The 24616-nt window shown below is 72.2% G+C and carries 18 protein-coding genes; 9 read left to right on the plus strand and 9 right to left on the minus strand.

The genetic code is table 11. From position 1 onward, the window contains the following. Positions 1-54 precede the first annotated feature (54 nt). From BMZ18_RS10855 to BMZ18_RS10865, 3 genes are read right to left on the minus strand one after another with little or no spacing between them, the layout of a single operon-like run. Positions 55-1152 (minus strand): hypothetical protein, encoded by a 1098-nt coding sequence (locus BMZ18_RS10855; RefSeq protein ID WP_139203923.1) that lies wholly within the window; start codon positions 1150-1152, stop codon positions 55-57. Further along, positions 1149-3002: a helix-turn-helix transcriptional regulator gene (locus BMZ18_RS10860; protein WP_068365957.1), complete on the minus strand. Its 1854-nt coding sequence runs from the start codon at positions 3000-3002 to the stop codon at positions 1149-1151. The genes BMZ18_RS10855 and BMZ18_RS10860 overlap by 4 nt, the downstream gene beginning before the upstream one ends. After that, positions 2999-4732 carry an Hsp70 family protein gene (locus BMZ18_RS10865; RefSeq protein ID WP_139203924.1) on the minus strand — a complete coding sequence of 578 codons (1734 nt, stop codon included), beginning with the start codon at positions 4730-4732 and terminating at the stop codon, positions 2999-3001. Before BMZ18_RS10865 ends, BMZ18_RS10860 begins: the two co-directional genes overlap by 4 nt. Positions 4733-5000: 268 nt before the next feature. Between BMZ18_RS10865 and BMZ18_RS10870 the strand changes: the two genes are divergently transcribed. From BMZ18_RS10870 to BMZ18_RS10880, 3 genes are all read left to right on the plus strand, one after another. Next, entirely contained in the window at positions 5001-9041 is a 4041-nt protein-coding gene (locus BMZ18_RS10870; RefSeq protein WP_068365955.1) for an IniB N-terminal domain-containing protein, read from the plus strand. Positions 9042-9214: 173 nt separating this feature from the next. Continuing rightward, complete coding sequence (locus BMZ18_RS10875) at positions 9215-11137, plus strand: dynamin family protein (protein ID WP_082895244.1); 1923 nt, start codon at positions 9215-9217, stop codon at positions 11135-11137. Next, complete coding sequence (locus BMZ18_RS10880; RefSeq protein ID WP_068103314.1) at positions 11134-12600, plus strand: dynamin family protein; 1467 nt, start codon at positions 11134-11136, stop codon at positions 12598-12600. The genes BMZ18_RS10875 and BMZ18_RS10880 overlap by 4 nt, the downstream gene beginning before the upstream one ends. 12 nt (positions 12601-12612) lie before the next feature. Here the strand turns inward: BMZ18_RS10880 and BMZ18_RS10885 are convergent, their stop codons facing one another. After that, positions 12613-13188 (minus strand): hypothetical protein, encoded by a 576-nt coding sequence (locus tag BMZ18_RS10885; RefSeq protein ID WP_074922175.1) that lies wholly within the window; start codon positions 13186-13188, stop codon positions 12613-12615. 180 nt (positions 13189-13368) lie between these two features. On the opposite strand from BMZ18_RS10885, the gene BMZ18_RS10890 reads away from it, so the two are divergent. Next, complete coding sequence (locus tag BMZ18_RS10890) at positions 13369-14673, plus strand: lipase family protein (protein ID WP_074922176.1); 1305 nt, start codon at positions 13369-13371, stop codon at positions 14671-14673. Between the two features lie 28 nt (positions 14674-14701). Here the strand turns inward: BMZ18_RS10890 and BMZ18_RS19705 are convergent, their stop codons facing one another. Continuing rightward, positions 14702-15547, minus strand: a complete 846-nt coding sequence (locus tag BMZ18_RS19705) for a hypothetical protein (RefSeq protein WP_068364785.1) — start codon at positions 15545-15547, stop codon at positions 14702-14704. 75 nt (positions 15548-15622) lie between these two features. Further along, complete coding sequence (locus BMZ18_RS10900) at positions 15623-16222, minus strand: HhH-GDP family DNA glycosylase (protein ID WP_068364788.1); 600 nt, start codon at positions 16220-16222, stop codon at positions 15623-15625. A 587-nt stretch (positions 16223-16809) separates the two neighbouring features. Between BMZ18_RS10900 and dnaK the strand changes: the two genes are divergently transcribed. Genes dnaK through BMZ18_RS10920 form a run of 4 tightly spaced genes read left to right on the plus strand, consistent with a single transcriptional unit; the run spans position 16810 to position 20982 of the window. Beyond that, the gene (gene dnaK, locus BMZ18_RS10905) at positions 16810-18651 is read left to right on the plus strand and encodes a molecular chaperone DnaK (RefSeq protein ID WP_068103305.1); all 1842 of its coding nucleotides are present in this window, start codon (positions 16810-16812) and stop codon (positions 18649-18651) included. A gap of 11 nt (positions 18652-18662) precedes the next feature. Further along, positions 18663-19280 (plus strand): nucleotide exchange factor GrpE, encoded by a 618-nt coding sequence (gene grpE, locus BMZ18_RS10910; RefSeq protein ID WP_068364838.1) that lies wholly within the window; start codon positions 18663-18665, stop codon positions 19278-19280. Positions 19281-19325: 45 nt separating this feature from the next. Then, positions 19326-20501: a molecular chaperone DnaJ gene (gene dnaJ, locus BMZ18_RS10915; protein WP_068364792.1), complete on the plus strand. Its 1176-nt coding sequence runs from the start codon at positions 19326-19328 to the stop codon at positions 20499-20501. Between the two features lie 34 nt (positions 20502-20535). Further along, positions 20536-20982: a heat shock protein transcriptional repressor HspR gene (locus tag BMZ18_RS10920; RefSeq protein WP_068103302.1), complete on the plus strand. Its 447-nt coding sequence runs from the start codon at positions 20536-20538 to the stop codon at positions 20980-20982. A gap of 21 nt (positions 20983-21003) precedes the next feature. Here the strand turns inward: BMZ18_RS10920 and BMZ18_RS10925 are convergent, their stop codons facing one another. The 3 genes from BMZ18_RS10925 to BMZ18_RS19710 form a co-directional block, all read right to left on the minus strand. After that, entirely contained in the window at positions 21004-21780 is a 777-nt protein-coding gene (locus BMZ18_RS10925; RefSeq protein WP_068364795.1) for an FAD-binding oxidoreductase, read from the minus strand. Beyond that, the gene (locus tag BMZ18_RS10930; RefSeq protein WP_068103299.1) at positions 21780-23258 is read right to left on the minus strand and encodes an alpha,alpha-trehalose-phosphate synthase (UDP-forming); all 1479 of its coding nucleotides are present in this window, start codon (positions 23256-23258) and stop codon (positions 21780-21782) included. Before BMZ18_RS10930 ends, BMZ18_RS10925 begins: the two co-directional genes overlap by 1 nt. Before the next feature lie 85 nt (positions 23259-23343). Continuing rightward, positions 23344-23514 (minus strand): hypothetical protein, encoded by a 171-nt coding sequence (locus BMZ18_RS19710; protein WP_167322910.1) that lies wholly within the window; start codon positions 23512-23514, stop codon positions 23344-23346. Between the two features lie 267 nt (positions 23515-23781). Here BMZ18_RS19710 and BMZ18_RS10940 point away from each other — a divergent pair, with 267 nt between their 5' ends. Continuing rightward, positions 23782-24612 (plus strand): alpha/beta fold hydrolase, encoded by an 831-nt coding sequence (locus tag BMZ18_RS10940; RefSeq protein WP_068364798.1) that lies wholly within the window; start codon positions 23782-23784, stop codon positions 24610-24612. Positions 24613-24616 lie beyond the last annotated feature (4 nt).

Genomic DNA, 24616 nt, shown 5'->3' on the forward strand with positions numbered 1-24616 from the left:
GACACCCGCCGAACTACGAGACGGCTCCGTGATGTTTCCCGAACCCCGCCGTCGTCATCCCGCGGTCGGCGGTGCCGGCGACGGCGAATCACTCGGGGACTCGTCATCACCCGGCGTCTCTTCGTCCGACTCGCCCGGTTCCGTTTCCGAAGGATCGGTGTCGCCGGGTTCGGTAACGGGGTCCGGCTCGGGAGCGGGCGAGTCCGACGGGGCCGGATCGACGGTGGGTCCGGGCGGGGGACCGACTGGCACGACGGGCAGCACCACGGACGGCGACGGGACGGGCGCCGACGCGGCCGGCGGGGACGCCGGTGCGGCGACCTCCGGCGCGGTGGCCGCGACGTCCACGGCGGAGACCGCGGCACCGGCGGGGACCGTGGGGAACGGTCCCGCCGAACGGGACACCCCGGGCCGGGGCGTGGTGGTCGGGGACGCGGGATTCGCGTCGGCGATGACGGGGACGGCGGTGCTCACCGTGCGGTCGCTCGTCACGACGATCGCCCCGGCGACCGCGGCAGCGATCGCGATCGTCGCGACCGCGGCCCCGACGACGAGCGGAAGCCGACGACGGCGCGACTCCGGCGCGAGGTCCGTCGACTCGACGACGCCCGGAACGGGACTCGGTGCGAGGCCGGCGGCGGTGCGGGCCGCGGCCAGTGCGACGGCGAGGTGGTCGTCGACGGTGCCGGCGGGAGCGTCCATGACCGGCACCAGGTCCACGCCGGACAGCGACAGGAACGCGAGCGAATCCTGGAGTGCTGCGGTCTGTTCCGTCGACCACGTGGTCGGATGTGCGACGGCGACGATGTCCGCGTCGGGCAGTGCCCGGTCGATCAGCAGGAGCAGCACGGTGGCCAGCAGGTCCTCCGCGCGCAGGACCGCGCCGTGGGCGGACACCACACCGGCGGGATCACCGAGGTGATCGGAGAAGCGGTCCACCACATCGACGGTCGGGCTCGGCTCGTCCGGTCGCGTCAGGGAGGACGACCCGTCCGGGAGAAGATAGAGGACACCGTCGGTCACGACGGGCACGCGCACCATCTCACCCGTCGTCGACGAGAGCACCACCGCCACGGCTGCGCGGTCCGTGACGTGCAGTCCCAGAACGCGACCGGGCGCGGGGGTGTCGGTCGTGGGCATATCGGGCGTCATGGGTGCTCGCGTTCCTCCTGCTGCCCGTACCCCGCGGCGCGCAGCATCGACAGCAACTCCGACCGGGAACCGGCGTCCAGCCGCCGCCGGATACGGGCGACATGGTGCTCGACGGTCTTCGCCGAAATGTACAGGCGGGCGCCGATCTCCCGGTAGGTCAGGCCCAGCACCAGGTGGTGGGCGACTTCCGCCTCGCGGTCGGTCAGCTCACCGGTCGACGACGACGCGTCGGGAACGGCTGCGGCCGAGGTGATCTCGCGCGCGGTCTGCAGGAGTGCGGTGGCGGTGCGGGTGTCGTCGACCCGCAGGGCGGCGTCGCTCGCCAGGCGTGCGGCCTCCCAGGCGTGGCCGAATCGTTCGAGGGACCTGGTGGACGCGCGGACGTCGTCGGCGTCGGGTTCGCCCTGCAGGACGCGGAGCCAGCAGCGGCCGGCCGCTGCCACCGCCGCGGCGTGTGGGCTGTGTGCGGCCAGGGCTCCCAGCGTGCGGGCGTGGGGCACCAGGTCCGCGGGCGCGCCCGCCAGAATGGCGGCCTGGACGCCGTACCAGTGCCACGCCGTGGCCCACAGGGGAGGCTCGCCGAGACCGGCCAGGATCGCGGACGTGCGGTCGACGGCGTGCCGGATGCGCCCCGCGTCGCCGAGGCGCGTCGAGGCGAGCCACAGTTCGCCGACGGGAAGGACGGTGTAGAGGTCGGGTTCGACCTCCACGAGCAGACGACGAGCGTCGGCGAGAGTGGACGCCAGGGCCCCGGTGTCACCGCGTCGCCGTGCGACGGCGGCACGGAGTCCGCTCCACCACAACAGGTCTCGGCGGTCGAGGCAGTCGGGTTCGGTCCTGCGAATGCGGGTCTCGGCGGCGTCGACGTCGCCGAGGAGCATGGCGGCCCACGCGCCGAGAAGGCCGGTGCGGGTCGTCGACGCCTCGGTCAGCACGTCCCGCGCCGTCCGCGGGTCGCCCAGGTGTATCGCGAGAAGCCCGGCCAGCGACGCCGGGTGGTCGTCGGTCGTCGGGTCGGCCAGGGCGCAGGCGCGGAGCATCGAACCCAGCGCCGCCGTGGGGGTTTCGGACACCGACGCGAGCATGCCGTCCGCGACCAGGGCGTTCCGAGCCGTGTCACTGGTGGGCAGCGCCGACGACGGCGCGCCCGAGAAGGTCTCGGCCGTCTCCCGTTCGCCGACGGCGAGGAGCGACACCACCGCGTGGGCGACATCCGATCCCGCGCGGGCAGCGCCGAGCCAGCGGTAGACCGAGGCGGCGTGCGAGGGAGCGCCGCGGCGGAGGGCGACTGTGGCCGCCACTCGGGCCGCGCCGCGCTTGGCCTCGTCGTCGCTCGTGGGGTCGGTGAGAACGGTGTCGGCCTGCTGCGCCGCGGCGTCGAGGTCACCGGCGGCCAGACGCGCCCGCGCGCGAGGCGCGGCCGCGCGGCCCGGGTCGGCGCCCGCGGCGATCGCCGCGTCCCACAACGCCGGTGCGTGCTTCGGCGTCGCCGATTCCGCTGTCCGCGTGAGGAAGTCGGCCAGCGCGGGAAGTCGAACACCCGCCGTCGCCAACGCGACGGCCGTGTCGGGGGCGAGGATCTGCGCGTCCAGCAGTCCGGTGGCGACGCGGCGCAGCAGGATGGTGGTGCCGTGCGGCCCGACCGTCTCCCGCAACGCCGAGGACACGTCGGTCAGGTCCGCCGTCCGCTCGATCGCGCCCACGGCGTCGGGAATCGGCAGCGCCGCGATCTCGGAGACCAGATAGGGGTTGGGTTCGAGACCCACCGACCGCAACGCGAGGACGGTGAGCGCGGAGTGGTCCCGGACGTCGATGGCCGTGGCTCCGGCCGGGGCGTCGTCGAGGGTCACCGGCCGGTGATCGCGCCGAGAGTGCCTCCGAGAAGGTCGCCCGTGCCTTCCACAACCTGACTCGCCCCGTTGAGGGTGCCTCCCACCACGCCTCCGACTGCGCCCGGAATGTTGGGACCTTGGTACGACGGGAATTGTGGCGACGGGAGGTTCGGCGAAGGGATAGTGGGTGCGGGGACGGGCGCGGGACTGAACTGCGGCAGCGTCGGCGCGTTCACCGACGGCACCTGCACGTCCGGCGCCGTCACGCCCGGGACCTCGGCCGCGCCGGTCGGCACGGCGGCTCTCGGGGCGCCGGGTGCCGTGCCCGTCGTGGGCGATCCGGCCGCGGTGCTGCCGGGGATCCGCGCGCCCGTGCTGGGATCCGTCGCTCCGGCGGATCCCGTGGCGGCGGAACCGCTTCCGGTCGTCTCGCCGCCGGTGGCGTCGTCGACCGAGGCCGGTTCGACGACGGCACTGGTGGCGGGGGAGTCGGAGATGGGGTTGTCGACGACGCCGGTGGCCACGCCGACCGACAGCCCGCCGGCGGCGAGCACGGCGACGGCCGCGGCCACTCCGACGACGACGCCCGCGCGTCGTCGACCGGTGGCGGGCTTGGCGTGGGAGTGCGGTGTGACCGGCACGGGCGGCAGGGCGCGCTCGGGACGTCGCTCGATCGGGGCGATGAGGTCGGTCTCGGCGTCGTCGGTCGTCGCGGCCGCCGCAGCGGGCGCGACCGCCGCGAGCCGGGTCGCGGTGAGCGCCGCGCCCCACGCCGACGTCGCCGCCGGGTCGGAGCTCAGGGTGAGGGGGACCCGCAGTCGCGCGGACAACGTCTCGGTGAGAAGGGGAATCGCGCCACCGCCGCCGGCGAGCACCACGCGGGACAGGGTCGCGGCGTCGACTCCGGCCGAGCGGAGAGCCTCCTCGACGACGCGGACGACGTCGTCGGCACTCTCCCGCAACAGTTCCTCGAGTTCCGACCGCACCACGCGCACGTCGGCGGACACGCCGGGCAACCGGACGGGCACCACGGTGTCGGTGTCGGCGGACAGGGCCTCCTTGGCCGTCGCGCACCGCTCACGGAGGTCCGCGAGGGCATCGACGGTGGCCGGGTCGGCGGGGTCGAGGGCGTCGGTGTCGACCTGCGCGAGAACGTGTTCGAGCAGGAGACCGTCGATGGCGGCGCCCCCGGTGTCGTCGGATCGCATGGTGCGGCCGAGCAGCACGGCCTCGTCGCCGGTGCGGACGACGGACGCGGTGGTGCCGCTCTGTCCCTGGTCGACGACGGCGACCACACCGTCCGCGACGGCGTCGGGCGTCTGCTGGAGCCAGGCGACGGTGCAGAGCGCTTCGGGGGCGTACTCCGCCTCGATGCCGCGCTCGGCCGCAGCGGAGCGCAGGCGGTCGACGGTGTACGACGACCATTCGGTGGGATGGGCGACGACGACGGAGGTGTGCGGTCCGGCTTCCTCGATCAGGCCGGCGAGCGTGCGGGCGACGAGCTCGTCGCCCGAGAAGGTGCGGCCGTCGTCGGTCACCAGGTCGACGGGGTCGCCGACGCGCCCGGCGTAGCCGCGGACGACGGACCCGGAGCGGTCGGCGGCGTCGGCGAACCGAGCGTCCCCGCTTGGGTCGATCTCGAGTGCGGACGGTCGCGCGACGACGCGGGCGTCGTGCAGATCGGCCGACCCCGCCGAGACCGCGATCGCGGTGGCCGTGCCGACCTTCGTGCCCAACCCTGACGCCATGTCGCCGACTCCCGTTCGCAGTGTCACCCGTCCGCCCGTGACGTCGTCGTCCGGCGACCGTTCGTTACACATCACAGCACGTTTCCGACCGACTGGGGGATCGATCCCCTATACCCCCTAACGGCCCGGCTCGGGCCCCCGGGAACCCCCGGGTGGCGAGAAGGGGGCTCGGCCCCGTTGGGACAGATCACCAATCGCCCTAGTTTCGATGACAACGCGGCCGAGACCCATCGGTCGACACGAGACCCTCGACGATCGGACACCCACGATGGCCACCAACGCCGTTCTCGACTTCATCCTCAACCTTCTCCGCGACGACAAGGCCGCTGCCGCGTACTGCGCCGATCCGCAGCGCGCGCTGAACGCCGCCGGCCTGCCCGAGGTCTGCCCCGCCGACATCGTGGCCGTCGCCCCGATGGTGTCCGAGTCCGGCCTGTTCGACGGCGGCTCGCGCCTGGCCTCGATCGTCAACGCCGGCAACGTGACCAACACGATCACGAACGCCAACACCAACAACTTCGGGGACATCACCAACACCTTCGCCCCGTCCCTCGTCGGCGGGTCGTTGGCCCTCGGGTCCATCGGCGCCATCAGCAACGTCGGCAACAACAACAGCGTCGGGAACTTCGACCTGGGCGGACTGAACTTCGGGAACGTCGACTTCGGCAACGCCGACTTCGGCTTCCTCGACCTCGGCGGGCTCGACTTCGGGGCGATCGACCTCGGTGGGCTGAACATCTTCGACAACGCCTTCGACTTCGGCAACCTCGACTTCGGCGCCATCGACCTGGGTGCGATCGATCTCGGTGCGATCGACTTCGGCGCCTTCGACCTCGGCTCTCTCAGCCTGGGCGACCTGACCCTCGGGGACCTCGACCTCGCCGGCCAGTTCACATCCATCCTCGCGCTCGTCATCGGCAACGGCCTGTCCCTCGGTGGCGAGCTCGCGGCGCAGTTCGGTGCCGCCCTCGGCGCTGCTCTCGAGGGCCTGCTGGCCCTGGGCGGGCTGCTGGATCTCGACGTGCTCGCGGAGCTCGGCGCGACGCTCGCCGGCGCTCTCACCGCTGCACTCGGCCTCGGTGCAGGCGCCGGAGCTCAGCTCACCGCAGCACTCGACGCCGTCCTCGGCACCATCACCGACCTCGACCTCGGCGGTGCTCTCGATCTGTCCGGCGCCCTCGGCGGCGCCCTCGAGCTGGGCGGCGCGCTGAGCGCCAACCTCGGCGCGGCCCTGGGCGGCGTGCTCGGCACGGCCGTCACCGCCGGTGGCGCCCTCGGTGCGGAACTCGCTGCCGCGCTGACCGGCGGCCTCGGCCTCGCCGGTGGCCTCGGCGTGATCCTCGGCGGCGCGCTCGGCGCCGGTGCAGACCTGACCGGCTCGCTGACCGCCGGCCTCGGTGCCGCGATCGACGCCTCCGGCGACCTCGGCGCCACCCTTACCGGGATGCTCGACGCGACCGTGATCGCGGCGCTGGCCGGCTCCCTGACCACCGCGCTCTCCGGCGCCCTCGAGACGGCCCTCGCCGCCGGTGGCGACATCGCCGGCGAGTTCGGTGCCGGCCTCGGCCTGCTCCTGGGCGGCGTCGTCGACGCCGCGGGTGGGCTGGACCTCGACGCGCTCCTCGGTGTCGGCGGCAGCCTCGGCGCTGCGCTCACCGGCGCGCTCGGCCTCGGCGGCGGCCTGGCCGCGCAGCTCGGCGCGGCGCTCGACGGTGCCCTCGGTCTGGCGGGCGACCTCGACCTGGCCGGTGACCTCGGCGCGACTCTCAGCGCAGCCCTCGCCGGCGCGCTGACCGCCGGCGGCACGGTCGCCGGCGACCTGGGCGCGGCCTTCGGCGCCGTCCTCGGCGGCGTGCTCGGGGCCGACCTGACGGGCGACCTGGGTGCGCAGCTGGCCGGCCTGCTCGGCGGCGGCCTCGATCTGGACGCCGCTCTCGGTGCGGTGCTCGGCCTCGGCGCCGGTCTCGGCGGGGCCCTGGATCTCGGCGGGGCGCTCGATCTCGACGGTGCTCTGGCCGCCGCGCTCGGCGCGGGCGGGCTGCTCACCGGTGACCTGCAGGCTCTGCTGGGTGGTGACCTGGCGGCGCAGCTCGGTGCGGCGTTGACGGCCGGTCTGGCGCTCGGCGGCGAGGCCGCGGGCGAGCTGGGTCTGGCTCTGGGCGGCGCTCTGGCCGGGGTGACGGATCTGGCGGCCGGTGCGGACCTCGGTGCGGCACTGGCTGCGGCTCTGGGCCTGACCGGAACCGGTGCGGCGACGCTGGCCGGCGCTCTCGACGCGGTGCTGGGCCTCGGCGGTGAGTTGGACCTGACCGGTGACCTGGCCGCGACGGTCGGTGCGGCGCTGAGCGGCGCGCTGGCGGCGGGCGGCGATCTGGCGGCGACCGTGGGCGGCACGCTGGGTGCGGCTCTGGGCGGTGCGCTGACGGCGGATCTGCAGGCGACGCTGGCGGGTCTGCTCGCCGGTGGCCTCGATCTCGACGCCGCACTGGGCGCGGTGCTCGGTGCGGTGCCCGGGCTCGACCTCGGCGCGGACCTCACCGGTGCGCTCACCGGCATCGTCGGCACCGGACTGGACCTCGACGCCCTGCTCGCCGGCGATCTCGCCGCGCAGCTGTCCGCGGGTCTGGCCGCGGCGCTCGGCGCCGGCGGCGAACTGGCCGGCACCGTCGGTGCGGCACTGGGCGGAACGCTGACCGGCGTGACCGACCTGGCCGCCGGGGCGGACCTCGGTGCGGCGCTCACCGCGGCACTGGGCCTGACCGGCACCGGCGCGGCTGCTCTGGCCGGCGCGCTCGACACCGCGCTCGGACTGACCGGCGGACTCGACCTGACCGGTGACCTCGGTGCCGCGCTCGGCGGTGCGTTGGCGGCAGGCGGCGACCTGGCCGCGACCGTCGGCGGCACCCTCGGTGGTGCCCTGGGCGGCGCCCTCACGGCCGATCTGCAGGCGCAGCTGGCGGCCCTCCTGGCCGGCGGGGTGGACCTCGAGGCGGCTCTGGGCACCGTCCTGGACGCGGCTCCCGACCTCGAGCTCGGTGCCGAGCTGACCGGTGCCCTCACCGGCGCGATCGGCGCCGGACTCGGACTGCTGGGCGAGGTGGCGATCCCGGAGACCGGTCTGGACCTGAGCGGCAGCCTCGCCGGTGCCCTCGGCGCGGGCGGCGCGGCCGCCGCGGGTCTGGGCGGCACGCTCGGTGCGGTGCTGGGCGGCACGGTGCTCGGTGACCTGGACGCCGAGGCTCTGCTCGCCGGTGACCTCGGCGGTGCGGTGGCCGGTGCCCTCGGCGGCGCGCTGGACGCCGACGCCGAGCTCGTCGGCGACCTGGCCACGGCGCTCACCGGAGCCCTCGACGTCGCCGGCGTCGTCGACGCCGCCGGCGGCGTGACCGGCGACCTGTCCGCGGCCCTGGGCGCGGCGTTCGGAGTCGGCGGTTCCGTCGGCACCGAACTGGGCGGCGCGCTGGGCGCGGTTCTCGGTGCCTCCGGCGCCGTCGACACCGCGGGCACCCTGGGCGCGGCTCTGGGAGCGGGTGGCCAGCTGACCTCCGCTCTGGACGCCGCGCTGAACGGTGCCCTCGCTGCGGGCGGGGCGATCGACACCGACGGCCTGCTCGACGTCACCGCCACGGTGGACAGCAACCTCGGCACGGTTCTCGGTGGCGGCATCGTCGCCGGTGGCGAGATCGCGGGCGGTCTGGGCGCCGGCGTCGTCGGTGCGGCCGACACGCTGGCCGGTGCCGGACTGGACGCGGCCACCGGCGCCACGGCCGGACTCGGCGGTGCCCTCGCCTCGGACGGTGCGATCGGCGCCGGGCTGGGCCTGGGCACGGGCCTCGGGCTCGACACCGGCCTGGTCGGTGACCTGGCCGGCACCGTCGACACCACCGGCGCTCTCGGCGGGGTCGTCGACACCGCCGGAGACCTCGGTGGGGCGGCCGACGCGGCCGGCGCCATCGGTGGTGCCGTCGGTGGCGCACTGGGTGCGGCCGGAACGGTCGGCGGCGCGCTCGATGCCGCGGGCTCGCTCGGCGGCGCGGTCGACACCGCCGGTTCGCTCGGCGGCGCGGTCGACTCCACCGCCGATCTGACCGGTGGCGTCGCGGACACCTGGCAGAACGTCGACGCCGACGACGCGTTCGGCGGGGTCGGTGCCGTTGCCGACAGCGCGGGCGACGTGACGGGTGGCCTCACCGGTGGCCTCACCGGCGCGCTGGGTGGTGGCCTGGGCGGCGCTCTCGGCGGCGGCGTCGACGCCGGCCAGGAGGCCGTGATCGACACCGCGACCGATCAGGCCGACGACACGCAGTAGGCACGACCCGCAGTAGGCACGACCCGCAGTAGGCACGACCCCGCTCGACCGACGACCCCGCACGCGCTCCCCGCGTGCGGGGTCGTCCCTTACGGTAGGAAAGAGGTGGTGAGACCTCACAGTCTCCCGCCACGTCGTCGCCCACCCACGGCTCGAACGGAAATGGTGTTCCGATGCAGAATGCGCGCGACCGCGCGGTGCAGAACGCGCCCCACGGCACGGCGCCGGCGTCCACCGCGGCGACCCCGGCTCGCGCCGACGCGCCGACGACCCTCGCGGACCTGCTCACCCGGACCGGCGAGGTCGCGGCGAAGGCCGGCCGACGGGACCTGGTCGATCGGGTGACGGCCGCCCGCGAGCGGGTCTCCGATCCGCGGCTGCGCATCGTCGTGGTGGGACCGCTCAAGCAGGGCAAGAGCCAGTTCGTCAATTCGCTTCTCGGACTGGACGTCTGCTCGGTGGGTGACGACGAGACCACGGCCGTGCCGACGATGGTCGCGCACGGCGACGAGCGTCGGGCCGAGCTGGTCGTCGCGCAGCCCGGCGGCGACCCGGCGCGCATCCCGATTCCGTTCGAGGACATCCACGCCGTCACCCCGGCGGATCCGCGGGCGGAGGGTCGCGACGTCCTGCGCCTCGAGATCACCGTGTCCTCGCCGCTGTTGGCGGACGGCCTCGTCATCGTGGACACCCCGGGTGTCGGTGGCCACGGCAACCCGCACGCCAGCGCCACTCTGGGACTCATTTCCTCTGCCGATGCCGTTCTCGTACTGTCGGATTCGTCGCAGGAGTTCACCGAGCCCGAGGTCGCGTTCCTGCGCCGCGCCGTCGACCTGTGCCCGGCCGTGGCCTGCCTGATCACCAAGACCGACCTCTACCCGCACTGGCGCCGGATCGTCGACGTCGACCGCGAGCATCTGGCGCGCGAGGGTGTCGAGGTTCCGCTGCTGCCCGTCTCGTCGTTGTTGCGCTCGCACGCCCTGCGCCTTCAGGACACCTCGCTCGACGAGGAGTCGGGCTTCCCGGCGCTGTACGAGTTCCTGCGCGGCGTCGTCCGCAGCGCGGCCGTCACGACCCGCAAGGCGGTGGCGCTGGACGTCACGTCGGTCGCGGAGCACGTCGCCCTCGCGCTGGGTAGCGAACTGGCGGCGCTGCGAGACCCGGAATCCGCCGCCGCGGCCGTCGGTCGGTTGCAGCGCGCCCGCGAATCCGCCGACGAGATGCGTCGACGCAGCAGCCGGTGGCAGCAGACCCTCGCCGACGGCATCGCCGACCTGGCCTCCGACATCGACCACGATCTGCGAGACCGGTTGCGCCACATCACCCGCGAGGCGGAGACCGCCGTCGACGAGGGCGATCCGGGCAAGGACTGGACGCGCATCGGCGAGTGGCTCCAGGAGCAGATCGCGGACGCCGTCGGCGACAACTTCGTCTGGGCACACGAGCGGTCGATCTATCTGGCCGAGAACGTTGCTCGGCATTTCGCCGAGTCCGGCGAGGGGCAGCTCCCGGCCGGTGACATCGCCGCGCTCGCCGAACTCGACGGCATCATGGACCCCGTCACCTCCCTGTCCGACCTCGAGTCGGGCCGCATGGGCATCACGTCCAAAGTGCTGGTGGGCATGCGTGGGTCTTACGGCGGCGTGCTCATGTTCGGTCTCGTGTCGACGATGATGGGTTTCGCCCTGCTGAACCCCGTGTCCTTGGGCGCCGGTGTGCTGCTGGGCAGCAAGGCGTACAAGGACGACAAGGAACAGCGCGTCCTCAAGCGCCGCGCCGACGCGAAGCAGGCCATCCGTAAGTTCACCGACGACGTCGCGTTCCAGGTGGGCAAGGAATCCCGCGACCGGTTGCGCGCCGTGCAGCGGGTGCTGCGCGATCACTTCACCGAGGTGGCCGAGCAGACGCTGCGGTCCGTCGACGATTCGCTCAAGGCCGCGCAGGAGGCCGCTACGCTCCAGAGCAGCGAACGTGCTTCTCGCACGGCGGAACTCGAACGTGCGCTGAGTGACGTCGCGACGCTGCGCCGCATCGCTCGCACCCTCGACCCGACGGACGCGCCGCCCGCCGACGGCAAGCGAGGTCTGCCCGCGTGAGCGCAACGATCGACCGAGCCCGATCCCTCGTCGCCGCGGCGCGAGCCGAGTACGCGGCGGATCCTACTGCGCGACAAGCGGTGCAGGAGTGCGGCGAGCGGCTCGACGAGCCGCTGCGGATCGCCCTCGCCGGTTCGCTGAAAGCCGGCAAGTCGACGTTGCTCAATGCCCTCGTCGGTCAGGACATCGCGCCCACCGACGCCACCGAGTGCACGCGCGTCGTCACCTGGTACCGACGCGGACTCGCTCCGTCGGTCACCGCACGGTACGACGGCGACAAGGCCGCCGAGATCCCCGTGGTCCGTCGGAACGGCCGGCTCAGCTTCGATTTCGGTGAGTTGACGGCCGACCGGGTCGACCGGCTGGACGTCGAGTGGCCGGCGCGGGCGTTGGCGCGCAACACCATCGTCGACACCCCCGGCACGTCGTCGCTGTCGCGCGACGTCTCCGAACGAACCCTCGCGATGCTCACCCCGGACGACGCCGCGTCCGGCGCGGACGCCGTCGTCTACCTGCTTCGGACCCTCAGCGCCGCGGACACGACGTTTCTCGGTCGGATCAACGACGCGGTGGGCGGCGAATCGGGACCGCTCGGGGTCATCGGTGTCGTGTCACGCGCCGACGAGATCGGCGCCGGCCGCATGGATGCGCTGCTGTCGGCCAAGGACGTCGCGGCGCGTTTCGCGGGGGAGCTGGAGAAGACCGGTCTGTGTCAGGCCGTCGTTCCCGTCGCGGGTCTTCTCGCGCTGGGCGCGCGGACGTTGCGGCAGAGCGAATTCGCCGCGCTGGTGGCGCTCGCGGACGCACCTCCGGAGGATCTCTCGCTGGCGATGCTGTCCGCGGATCGGTTCGTCCGGCCGGACATGCCGCTGCCCGTCGACGCCGAGACCCGGGCCGGGCTGGCCGACCGGTTCGGCCTGTTCGGAATCCGGTTGGCCGTCACGTTGATTCGGATGGGCACGCGCGACTCGCCGGCGTTGGCGCGCGAACTCGTGGAACGCAGCGGCCTGGACGAGTTGCGCCAGGTGCTCGACGCCCAGTTCGGCGACCGCGCGGATCAGTTGAAGGCGCACTCCGCGCTGGTCTCGCTCGACCGCATTCTCCACGACCACCCGACGCCGGGCGCGCAGCAGATCGCCGACGAGGTGCGGCGCACCCTCGCCGACGCGCACGGGTTCCGGGAGCTGCGCCTCATCGGCCGGATGCGCGCGCGCGAGGTTCGACTCCCCGACGATCAGCGCGCCGCGTTGGCGCTGGTGATCGGGGCGCAGGGGATGGATGCGGCGACGCGTCTCGGGTGCGATCCGGACGCCTCCGAGTCCGAACTGCGCGATGCCGCGCTGGCCGCCGTCCGGACCTGGCGGGCGCGCTCGACGCACCCGCTGCTGGACCGGTTCACGGCGTCGGCGTGCGAGGTCGCGGTGCGCAGCGCCGAGGGCATCCTGGCCGGCCTCTCCCGGTAGGGACGGCAGGGACTACGACGTCCGTCGATGCTCGGCCGCCCGAAGCCAGCGGCCGACGGCGGACGTGAAGGCCAGCGCCGCCCCGATCACGAGCAGCACCGCACCGCCCGCCGGCACGTACACCCAGGGCCGCGCCACGGCGTCGTCGGTGGCGATCACGAACGCCGCGCTGCCCGCCGCCGCGAGCACCGCCGTCGTCACCAGGACGTTGCGCGCGGAGGCCCTCCGCCCGCGGAGCTGCAGGGCGCCGAGCAGGCCCAGCAGGACCACGACGGCCGCGACGGCGCCGGCGACGGTGAGTGTGACGGTGACGGTGTCGGCCGCGTCGGTGACGCTGGTGTCGGGGGCGTCGGCCAGGACGACCGCCCGGAGGCGCTCCCGAACGGTCGTCAGGTCGAGACCGACGGCGACCGCGGCGGCGAGCACTGCCACGACGCCGAGGGCGACGGCCGCCACGGCAGTTCCGACGGCGCGCGGGGGCGTGTCCGGGACGGGGTCGTGGAGGGGGTCGACGTGGATGCGGGGTCGGGGCGGGGGACGCCGACTGTCGGAGGACGGTGAATGCTGCGCCGGGCCGTCCGTGGTCATGTGAACGAGGCTATCCGGTTCGTCTTTTTCTGTGGCCGAACTCAACCGTCGACGAGCACGCGCCATGACCGGACACGGAAATCGTGATCGGGGCCGAACCGATGTCGGGGATGTGCCTGGCGTCACGTAGTTTATCGGATGCAACGGTTCGGTCGGGGCGCGTCGTCGCCCCCGGGGTGGATGGGATGTGGACGCGTGCGCGCTGTGAAACTTGCGGGGGTGGGGCTCGCCCTGTGCCTGGGCATCGTCGGGCTGGGAGTGCCGACGGCCGTCGCCGAGCCGCCCGGCCCGGCCGCCGGCTTCTACACCCCGCCGAATCCGCTGCCTCCGGGCGCGGAGGGTGACCTGATCCGCACGGGTCCGTCGAACCTCGCGCTGTCCCTGCCGCTGCCCAATGGGCCGATTCCGGGCACGGCCACGCGCGTCATGTACCGCAGTCAGGACGCGAACGATCAGCCGAACGCCGTCACCGGCACCTACATCGATCCCTCCGCGCCGTGGACCGGGCCGGGCCCGCGCCCGCTGGTGGTCATCGCGCCGGGCACGCATGGCCAGGGTGATCAGTGCGCGCCGTCGCACCAGCTGAACAACGTCCTGACCTACCAGCCGATCCTGGGTCTGATGGTCGAGTACGAGTTGGTCTCCACCTACGCCCTGCTGTCCAAGGGCTACGGCGTCATGATCACCGATTACGACGGCCTGGGCACGCCCGGTACGCACACGTACGTCAACCGTGCGGCCGAGGCGCACGCGGTGCTCGACGCGGCCCGCGCCGCGCTGAAGCTGCAGGGCGTGAAGGTGGGTCCGGACTCGCCCGTCGGCCTGTGGGGCTACTCCCAGGGCGGCGGTGCCGTCGCGGCCGCCACCGAGCTGGCGCCCGAGTACGCGCCGGATCTGAAGATTGCCGGAACCTACGCCGGTGCGCCGGTGGCCGACCTCGCCGCCACGCTGTCGCAGGTGGACGGCACGTTCCTCACGGGCGTCATCGCGTACACGGTCAACGGCCTCAAGCGCACCAACCCCGAGCTCATCCCGATCATCGACGCGTCCACCAACGCCAACGGCAAGGCCGTGCTGGCGGCGGCGGAGAACCAGTGCATCGTCGAGTCGGCGCTGACCATCGGCTTCCACCGCACCAACGAGTGGATCGCCAACGGCCAATCCCTCTCGGACTACCTGAAGAACATCCCCGAGGCGCAAGAAGTATTGGCGGAGAACCGCGTCGGCAACCGCACTCCGAACTCGCCGGTGTACGTCGACACCAGCACCGGTGACGACATCGTGCCCTACGGCCAGGCCGAGCAGCTCTCCCGCGAGTGGTGCGGCCGCGGTGCGAACGTCACGCTGAACACGCAGCGACTGCCGTTCATCCTGCCGGGTCTCGCCCTGGGCCACGTGCTGCCGGACTTCATCGGCCTCACCGGCGGACTGAACTGGATCGACGCCCGGTTCCGCGGCGTGCCCACGGCGGGCACCTGCGCCTGACGTCACCCGCTCCGACGACGCGTCTCGATCACATCCGATCGAGGCGCGTCGTCGCGTTGCGGACACGTGCGTCGGCGGCGTCCCGTGCCGCGGTCGCCTCGTCGACGTCGTGCTCCCGGGCGGCGGCCTCCTCCTCGGCCTGCTCCAGCGCCTCGCGCAGCCGCTCGACCTCAGCGCGTGCGTCGTCGCGGCGGTCGGTCGCGTCGGCCAGGGCGGACTCGGCGTCGTCCAACCCCGTGCGGGCGTCGGCGAGCTCCGCCTCCGCGTGACGACGGGCTTCCTCCCGTTCCTTCCGTTCCTTCGCGGCCTGCTTCTTCTGCGCCGCGTCGTCGTCCTCGGGTGGGCTCGACGGCTCGGGCGGGGTGGCGTCCTCCGGTGTGTCGGGGACGGCGACCAAGCCGAGCGGGCCGAATCCGCTGTACTCCACCGCGCCCAGCAGGCGACCGGCGCGCACGTCGTCGGCCACGTCCGGGTCCGCGAGCGCCGCGCCGAGCGACGACGCCACCTCGCGCGTGACGTCGTCACCCACCTCGTGGCCACGGTCGGCGGCGATCTCGGCGGCTCGCGTCGCCAGGGCGCGGACGGCCCGCTGGCGTTGCTTGGTGAGGGTGCGCAGGGTCGCGCCGGACAGGTGTTGCTGCGCTTCCCGGAGCGCCTCGCCGAGGTCGAACAGGTCGCCGACCTCGTCTTCGGCGTCGCGGACCAGGACGTTGAGCACCCAGCCGACCGTCGTGGGTTTGCGCAGCGCGCCGATGTCCTTGGCCAGGGCCTTGTCGCCGTCGGCTCGGGCCTGCTTCTGCCGTTCGGTGCGGACCCGGACGAAGTCGGCCGGGTCCAGGCCGTAGAGCTCGTCGGCGACGTCGTCGAGGGTCATGCGTTCAGTGTCGCTCCGAATCGAGGTGGAATCGTGGAGTCCAGGCCCCGGAATGCGGGGCCGGGAGTACACGATTCACGACAGCGAGTGGCGCACCAGCGCAGCGGCCAGCACCGCGCGCTCGCCGCTCCGTGCCCGGTCGCCGAGTTTCGCCGGGTCCGTCGGCAGCCCCAGGTCCTTCGCCGCGGCCAGCGCCTTCTCGTCGAAGTACGGGCCGACCCACGGCCAGACGTCCTGCACCTCGCGCAGGAAGATGTCCGCGCCCGTCGGCCCGATGCCGTCGAACTCCTGCAGCAGCCGGGACGCCGCCCCGACGTCTCCGTCCGCTTTCTCCGCCAGCCGCCGCAGGTCGCCGTGGTAGTCGCTGCGCACTTTCTCCGCGGTCTCGCCGAGACGGGTGGCCGTCGACTCGTCGTACCGGGTGTAGCGGCCGCGGCCGAGGGCGTCCACCTTGTCCTGCCACGACGCCGCGGCCATCTTCTCCGGCGTGCGGTATCCGGCGGAGAACAGCTCCCGCGCCGCCGCGACGGCGATAACCGCGGAGATCCGCGCGCTCAGCAGCTGGGTCAGCACCAGGAGCTCGAACAGCGGCGACGGTGTGTCCTTCAGCGTGATGCCGGCCTCGTCGGCGTAGGTGCGGCCGTGCTCGTCCAGCAGGGTGTCCAGGGTGGTCATGCACTTCGGCTACCCGGTTCACGCGATGGGAACGCCCCGCGGGCTGCGGGGACGGGCCTGCCTGGCTGCACACAGGTGTGCCGGATCGACGGGAACCTGTCCATTCGGTCGACCTGTGTGCGGTGAGGCAGGTGGAGGCCGATCCGGTGGCGGGCCGCAGCCCGATCCGAGGGCCGCACCCCGATCCGCTGCACTTCCCGCGATCCGCCGGTGTTGCAGCAGGCGCGGATGCCTGGACCGCGCGCGGATCCGGCGGCGCTGCGCAGCAACCATGCGCCGGAGGAGCGAGGCCGTCGCCTCATGCCTCGCTGCACACAACCGCGCCGATACGCCGGGATCCCGCCGATCCGGCCGAGTCGTGTGCCACCACGCAGGTGCGTGGTGGGGCCGGGGCAGGTCCGGAACCCCCGCGACGGGGCTCGGGAACAAAGTCCCCGCCGCACCCGTTGAGCCGTACGACTGCCATTGAGCGTGGTCCACTCAAGGAGAACTTGACGGGTACGGAATCCGACAGGCAAACTTGAGCGCAGTTCGCTCAGGCAGGCAGCTTGTCGAATCACCCGAGCATCTATCAGGAGGTTTCTCACATGGCTCGTGCGGTCGGAATCGACCTCGGGACCACCAACTCGGTCGTGTCCGTCCTGGAGGGCGGCGAACCGGTCGTGGTGGCCAACTCCGAGGGTGCACGTACCACCCCGTCCATCGTCGCCTTCGCCAAGAACGGCGAGGTGCTGGTCGGACAGTCCGCGAAGAACCAGGCGGTCACCAACGTCGACCGCACCATCCGGTCGGTCAAGCGCCACATCGGCACCGACTGGACCGTCGCCATCGACGACAAGAAGTACACGTCGCAGGAGATCTCGGCGCGCACGCTGATGAAGCTGAAGCGCGACGCGGAGGCGTACCTGGGCGAGGACATCACCGACGCCGTCATCACCGTCCCCGCGTACTTCGAGGACGCGCAGCGTCAGGCCACCAAGGAAGCCGGCCAGATCGCCGGCCTGAACGTCCTGCGCATCGTCAACGAGCCCACCGCGGCCGCCCTGGCGTACGGCCTGGACAAGGGCGAGAAGGAACAGACCATCCTGGTGTTCGACCTCGGCGGCGGCACGTTCGACGTGTCCCTCCTCGAGATCGGCGACGGTGTGGTCGAGGTCCGCGCGACCTCCGGTGACAACCACCTCGGTGGTGACGACTGGGATCAGCGCATCGTCGACTGGCTCGTGGAGAAGTTCAAGAGCCAGAACGGCATCGACCTGACCAAGGACAAGATGGCTCTGCAGCGTCTGCGCGAGGCCGCGGAGAAGGCGAAGATCGAGCTGTCGTCCAGCCAGAGCACCTCGATCAACCTGCCGTACATCACCGTCGACGCGGACAAGAACCCGCTGTTCCTCGACGAGCAGCTGTCCCGCTCGGAGTTCCAGCGCATCACCTCGGACCTGCTCGACCGCACTCGCGCGCCGTTCCAGGCCGTGGTCAAGGACTCCGGCATCGCGGTCAAGGACATCGACCACGTCGTGCTCGTCGGTGGCTCCACCCGTATGCCGGCCGTGTCCGAGCTGGTCAAGGAGCTCTCGGGCGGCCGTGAGCCGAACAAGGGCGTGAACCCTGACGAGGTCGTCGCCGTCGGCGCCGCGCTGCAGGCCGGTGTGCTCAAGGGTGAGGTCAAGGACGTCCTGCTGCTCGACGTCACCCCGCTGTCCCTCGGCATCGAGACCAAGGGCGGCGTGATGACCAAGCTCATCGAGCGCAACACCACCATCCCGACCAAGCGCTCGGAGACCTTCACCACGGCGGACGACAACCAGCCGTCGGTGCAGATCCAGGTGTTCCAGGGTGAGCGCGAGATCGCTTCGCACAACAAGCTTCTCGGCTCCTTCGAGCTGACGGAGCTGCCCCCGGCCCCGCGTGGCGTGCCGCAGATCGAGGTCACCTTCGACATCGACGCCAACGGCATCGTCCACGTGACCGCCAAGGACAAGGGCACCGGCAAGGAGAACACGATCAAGATCCAGGAGGGCTCCGGCCTCTCCAAGGAGGAGATCGAGCGCATGGTGAAGGACGCCGAGGCGCACGCCGAGGAGGACCGGACCCGTCGCGAGGAGGCCGAGACCCGCAACCAGGCCGAGTCGCTCGTCTACCAGACGGAGAAGTTCGTCAAGGACAACGAGGACAAGGTTCCGGCAGAGACCAAGGAGAAGGTCGAGGCGGCCATCACCGAGGCGCGCACGGCTCTGTCCGGCACGGACCTCGCGGCCATCAAGGCCGCCGTGGAGAAGCTGAGCACCGAGTCGCAGGCTCTGGGTCAGGCGCTCTACGAGTCCGCCGCCGCCGACGGTGCGGGCGCCGACGGCGCTCCGACCGACGGTCGTGAGGACGTCGTCGACGCCGAGGTCGTCGACGAGCCGAACGACACCGACAAGAAGTGAGCGGAGACGAGATGGGTGCGGACGACACCGACCAGGTGAACGACCCCGCCGTCGATCCCGCCGCCGAGGAGACCTTCGCGGGTCCCTCGGCGGGGGAGCCCTCCGCAGCGGACGACGGTGCCGCCACCGACGACACTGCCGCCGACGCCCCGGCCGCCGAGCAGGCCCGGGAACCGGAGAAGGACGAACTCGCCGAGCGCACTGCGGATCTGCAGCGCCTGTCGGCGGAGTTCGCCAACTACCGGCGCCGGGTGGCGCGGGACAAGCAGGCCGACATCGAGAACGCCAAGGCGTCGGTGTTGTCGGAGCTGCTGCCCGTGCTCGACGATCTCGACCGGGCTCGCCAGCACGGCGATCTCGAGTCGGGACCGCTGAAGTCGGTGGCGGACAAGCTCGAAGGCGTCTTCACGGCCCAGGGCGTCGCGTCCTTCGGCGCCGAGGGCGACGCGTTCGACCCCGCGGTCCACGAGGCCGTGCAGCACGAGGGCGACGGCAGCAACCCGGTGATCGGCAGCGTGTTCCGCAAGGGATACACGGCCGGGGATCGGGTGCTGCGGACGGCCATGGTGGCCGTCGTGGACGGCCCGACCGGAACCGAATCGGCCACCGACGGCCCGGATTCGGCCTAGGTTCACGACGAGCCGCATGATCGACACGAGAGGAGGAGACGACCGGTGAGCCAACGGGAGTGGATCGAGAAGGACTTCTACAAGGAGCTGGGCGTCTCCTCCTCCGCGTCGCAGGACGAGATCAAGAAGGCGTACCGCAAGCTGGCGCGCGACAACCACCCGGATTCCAATCCGGGCAACGCGACCGCCGAGGCCAAGTTCAAGGCCGTCAGCGAGGCCAACGCGGTGCTGTCGGATCCGGCCAAGCGCAAGGAGTACGACGAGGCCCGATCACTGTTCGCCAGTGGCGGTTTCGGCCGCGGCGGGTTCTCGCCCGGCGGCGGAACCAACTTCGGCGGCGGAGGATCGGCGGGCGGTTTCGACGTCGGCGACCTGTTCGGCGGCGGCGCCGGGGGAGCCGATCTCGGCGACATCTTCGGCGGCCTGTTCAACCGCGGTGGCCAGTCGAGGACGTCTGCGGCGTCGCGGCCCCGCAAGGGTAGCGACCTCACGGCCGACGTCACCCTGAGCTTCCGCGACGCGGCGACCGGAACGTCGGTGCCGCTGTCCATCACCAGCCCGTCGTCGTGCACGACGTGCCACGGCAGCGGCGCCAAGCCGGGCACCAGCCCGCGGGTCTGCCCGCGGTGCAACGGATCCGGTGTCGTCAGCCGCAACCAGGGCGCGTTCGGCTTCAGCGAGCCGTGCGACGACTGCCGCGGCACCGGCTCGATCATCGACGACCCGTGTGCCGACTGCCGGGGAACGGGCGTGCAGAACCGCACCCGCTCGGTGACCGTGCGGGTGCCGGCGGGCGTGGCGGACGGTCAGCGGGTCCGTGTGGCCGGCCGCGGCGAGGCGGGACTACGCGGAGCGGGTGCCGGCGATCTGCTGGTTACCGTCCACGTGACGCCGGACCGCGTGTTCGGCCGCAGCGGAGACGATCTGACTCTGGTGATCCCGGTGTCCTACAGCGAGTTGGTGCTCGGTACCACGCTGTCCGTCCCGACGCTCGACGGTCGGGTGGGGCTGAAGGTCCCGGCCGGCACGGCGGACGGCCGCACGTTCCGCGTGAAGGGCCGGGGGATCGCGAAGAAGTCGACGACGGGTGACCTGCTGGTCACAGTGAAGGTGGCGGTGCCGTCCGAGTTGAACGATGCTGCCCGAGAAGCACTGGAGCACTACGCCGAGGCCGAGCGGGCGGGCGGATTCGATCCCCGCGCCGGGTGGCCCGGCGCCTGACCACAGCGGACCGATAAGGAGAGGGGCGAGGGTGATGGCGGACGACGCGAGCACGAGCCGCGCTGCTCGGGGGGTGCGTGCCGACGGTGGCCCGGCCGATGCGGCGGCCGATCCCGACGCCCGGATCTTCGTCATCTCGGTGGCCGCGGAACTGGCCGGAATGCACGCGCAGACGCTGCGCACGTACGACCGCCTCGGGCTGGTGACACCGCACCGCACCACCGGGGGCGGGCGCCGGTACTCGCCGCGCGACGTCGCGCTCCTGCGCGAGGTGCAGCGGCTCTCGCAGGACGAGGGCGTCAACCTCGCCGGGATCAAGCGCATCATCGAGCTGACCAATCAGGTCGAGGCGCTGCAGTCGCGGATCAGCGAGATGGCGGCCGAGTTGGCCCAGCTGCACGCGGGTATGCGGCGGGATCTCGTTCCCGTGCAACGGAGCAACGCGCTCGTCGTCTGGCAGCCCCGCTCACGCAAGCAGTAGCAGCCCGAGCGCCAGCGACTCTCAACCCCGTCGGATGTTCTCCGGCGGGGTTCCCGTCGTCTCCAGCGCCCGTACGGTGAACGACGCCATCGCGGGCGATCCGCACACCAGCACACGCTGATTCGGATAGGGCCCCCGTCGTGCCGCGGCTTCGCCCACCCGGCCGGGCAGCAGGCGATCCCGGCCGTACGTCGCGTCGGGCATCGCCAGCAGCCGGTTCTCCTCCGCGGCGTCGAACCACGGGTCCCGATGCGGCGGGTCCTCCGGCCGTTCCGTCACGGGAAGCACCGTCAGCCAGGGGTATTCACGGGCCATGAGCCACACCATGTCGGCGGCGTAGAGGTCGCGCGGTGAGCGGCCGCCCATGAAGAGGCGCACCCGCGGCGGCGTGCGGCGCCGGGCGAGGTCCCGCAGAATCGCCAGCATCGGAGCCAATCCCGTTCCCCCGCTGATCATCACGACGTCGTCGTCGGACGGGTCGACCCGCAGGTCGCCGGCGGGAGCGTCGAGAGCCCACACGTCGCCCTCGCGCGTGTCGGCGACGATGCTGCCGCTGACCCATCCGCCGGGGACGGCGCGGACGTGGAACTCGTACTTGCCGTCGCGGGACGGCGGCATCGCCGGTGAGTACCGCCGGGCGCCGCGGGGAGCGGCGGGCACCGTGACGGCGAGCGACTGGCCCGGCTCGAAGGGGACCAGGTCTCCCACGAGCCGGACCACCACCAGGTCCTCGCGAAGCCGGTAGGTCTGGACCACCTGGGCGGTCGCCGCCCCCGGAACGTCGACGGGGGACGCCATCAGACGGTGGCCTGGCCGATCTCGCGGTTGGAGACCATCTGGGTCGGGGCGGTGTCCTCGCCGGTGCGGTCGAGGGCGGCGAGGAAGGAGCGGGCCCACCGATCGACGTCGTGGGCGAGGACCTGACGACGCATCGCGCGCATGTGCCGACGACCGTCCTCGGGGTCCTGCTCGATGGCGGCCATCATGGCGTCGGCGACGTTGTCCAGATCGTGCGGGTTGCACTGGTACGCCTGACGCAGTTCCGCTGCGGCGCCGGTGAATTCGCTGAGCACCAGTGCTCCGCCGAGGTCACTGCGGCAGGCGACGTACTCCTTGGCCACCAGGTTCATGCCGTCGCGGATCGGGGTGACCAGCATGACGTCGGCGGCGACGTAGTAGGCGATGAGTTCGTCGCGAGGAATCGGCCGGTGGAGGTAATGCACCACGGGATGTCCGACGCGGCCGAACTCGCCGTTGATGCGGCCGACCTTGCTCTCGATCTCCCCGCGCATGTGTCGGTAACTCTCCACCCGTTCACGGCTGGGGGTGGCCACCTGGATCATGACGACGTCTTCGGGATCGACCTTCTCGGAGAGCAACAGTTCGTGGAACGCGCCCAGCCGCACGTCGATGCCCTTGGTGTAGTCCAGGCGGTCGACGCCGAGCATGATGACCTTCGGGTCGCCCAGCTCGGCACGGATTTCGCGAGCGCGGTCGCGAATCGACTTCCGCTTGCTCTTCTCGTCCATCTCGCCGGAGTCGATGGAGATGGGGAAGGCACCCACGCGGACGGTGCGGAAACCCACCTGCACCACACCGAGTTTCGACCGCACGCCGATGTTGCCGCGCGAGGTCGGTTGGCCGGCGAGGCGGCGGGAGAGGTAGAGGAAGTTCTGCGCGCCGCCGGGCAGGTGGAACCCGATGAGGTCGGCGCCGAGCAGTCCTTCGACGATCTCGGTGCGCCACGGCATCTGCATGAACAGCTCGACCGGCGGGAAGGGGATGTGCAGGAAGAAGCCGATGGTGAGATCGGGCCGGAGCATGCGGAGCATCTTCGGCACCAGCTGCAGCTGGTAGTCCTGGATCCACACCGTGGCGTTCTGTGCCGCCGCGGTACTGGTGGCTTCGGCGAAGCGGCGATTGACCTCGACGTACGCCTCCCACCACGTGCGGTCGTACACGGGGCGGACGATCACGTCGTGATAGAGCGGCCAGAGGGTCGCGTTGGAGAAGCCCTCGTAGTAGTCGGCGACCTCGCGCTCGGACAGCGGGACGGGAACCAGCTCGAGGCCGTCGTCCTCGAACGGCTCGACCTCGACGTCGGGCACCCCGGGCCAGCCGACCCACGCGCCGTTGTTGTTGCGCAGAATCGGCTCGAGGGCGGTGACCAGCCCGCCGGGGCTGCGCTTCCACCGCCGGGACCCGTCCGGTGCGGTGTCGAGATCGACCGGCAAGCGATTGGCGACGACGACGAAATCCGAACCCTCTGCGGTCACTGCTGATCCTTCGTGATGCCTCGTGTGCCGGCCTGCTGCCTACGGACCCGGTGTACCCCGGCGGGCCCGGATCACCCCGCGTCGGTCAGACGGCTTTGGCGGCGGGCGCGATGCCGAGCATCGAGAGCAGCATGATGCACTCGTCGGCGTCGGTGGCGTAGGCCGCGACGACGCGCTGCGCCTGGCTGGCGGTCTCGTCCGCGACGGGTTCGATGTCCTCGTCGACGATGTCGGTCTCGGGGGTGCTGGCGGCCATGGTGCGATTCTCCCGGGTGTGGTGCGGTGTGGTGGTCTCGTGCGGGGCGGGCCGCGAGAACACGTCCACGACGAGGCCACACGTCCGCACGCACTCTAGGAGAACTCGCCCGGTGCTCGCAAAAATCCCGTGATCGGGCGCAGCGCGAGGGGGCGCACCGGACTCCCCGGTAGCGTCACGAGTCGCCTGTCACGCGTCACCTGTCACGAGTCGCCTGTCACGCGTCACCACAGTCACGAGCCGCCACCGATCGGGAAAGGACCGCCGATGCCTCCTGTGCCAGCCAACGAGGTGGTGACCGTCAACGGGATCCCGCTGAACCACACCGTGACGGGATCGGGCCCGCTGGTGGTCATGATCATGGGCACGGGCAGTCCGGGGCGGGTGTGGGCACTGCACCAGGTGCCCGCCATCGTGGCCGCGGGGTACCGGGTGTGCACCTTCGACAATCGCGGCATCGCCCCCAGCTACGAGTCCCTCGAGGGCATGCAGATCTCGGACCTGGTGGCCGACACCGCGGGACTGATCGAGCACGTGCGCACCGACGCCGCCGAGAAGGCCATGGTGGTGGGTACGTCGATGGGGGCGCGGGTGGCGCAGGAGCTGGCGCTCGCCCGTCCCGATCTGGTCTCGCGCGCGGTGTTCTCCGCCGGGCACGCACGCCTCGACGCGTTCCAGCAGGTGCTGGGCGAAGGGGAGCGGCAGTTGGCCGACAGCGGGGTCGCGGTGCCGCCGAAGTACGCGGCCGCCGTTGCCGCCGTGATGAACCTGTCACCCGCGTCCCTGCGCGACGAGGCCGCGGCGCGGGACTGGCTCGACCTCTTCGAGTTCTCGGTGCAGCCGCTCACGCCGGGGCAGCGGGCGCAGCTGACGATGGACGAGACGTTCGACCGTCGCCGGGACTACGCGCGCATCGCGGTTCCCTGCCTGTCGATCGGGTTCGCCGACGATCGGATGATCCCGGCGTACCTCTCGCGCGAGGTGGCGGACGTGATTCCGGGCGCGCGGTACGTCGAGATCGCCGACGCGGGCCACTACGGCTACCTGGAGAAGCCGGAGGAGTTCAACCGCGCGATCCTGGACTTCCTCCGGGGGTAGTCGC

The sequence above is a fragment of the Rhodococcoides kroppenstedtii genome (assembly GCF_900111805.1).
Classification (GTDB): Bacteria; Actinomycetota; Actinomycetes; order Mycobacteriales; family Mycobacteriaceae; genus Rhodococcoides; species Rhodococcoides kroppenstedtii.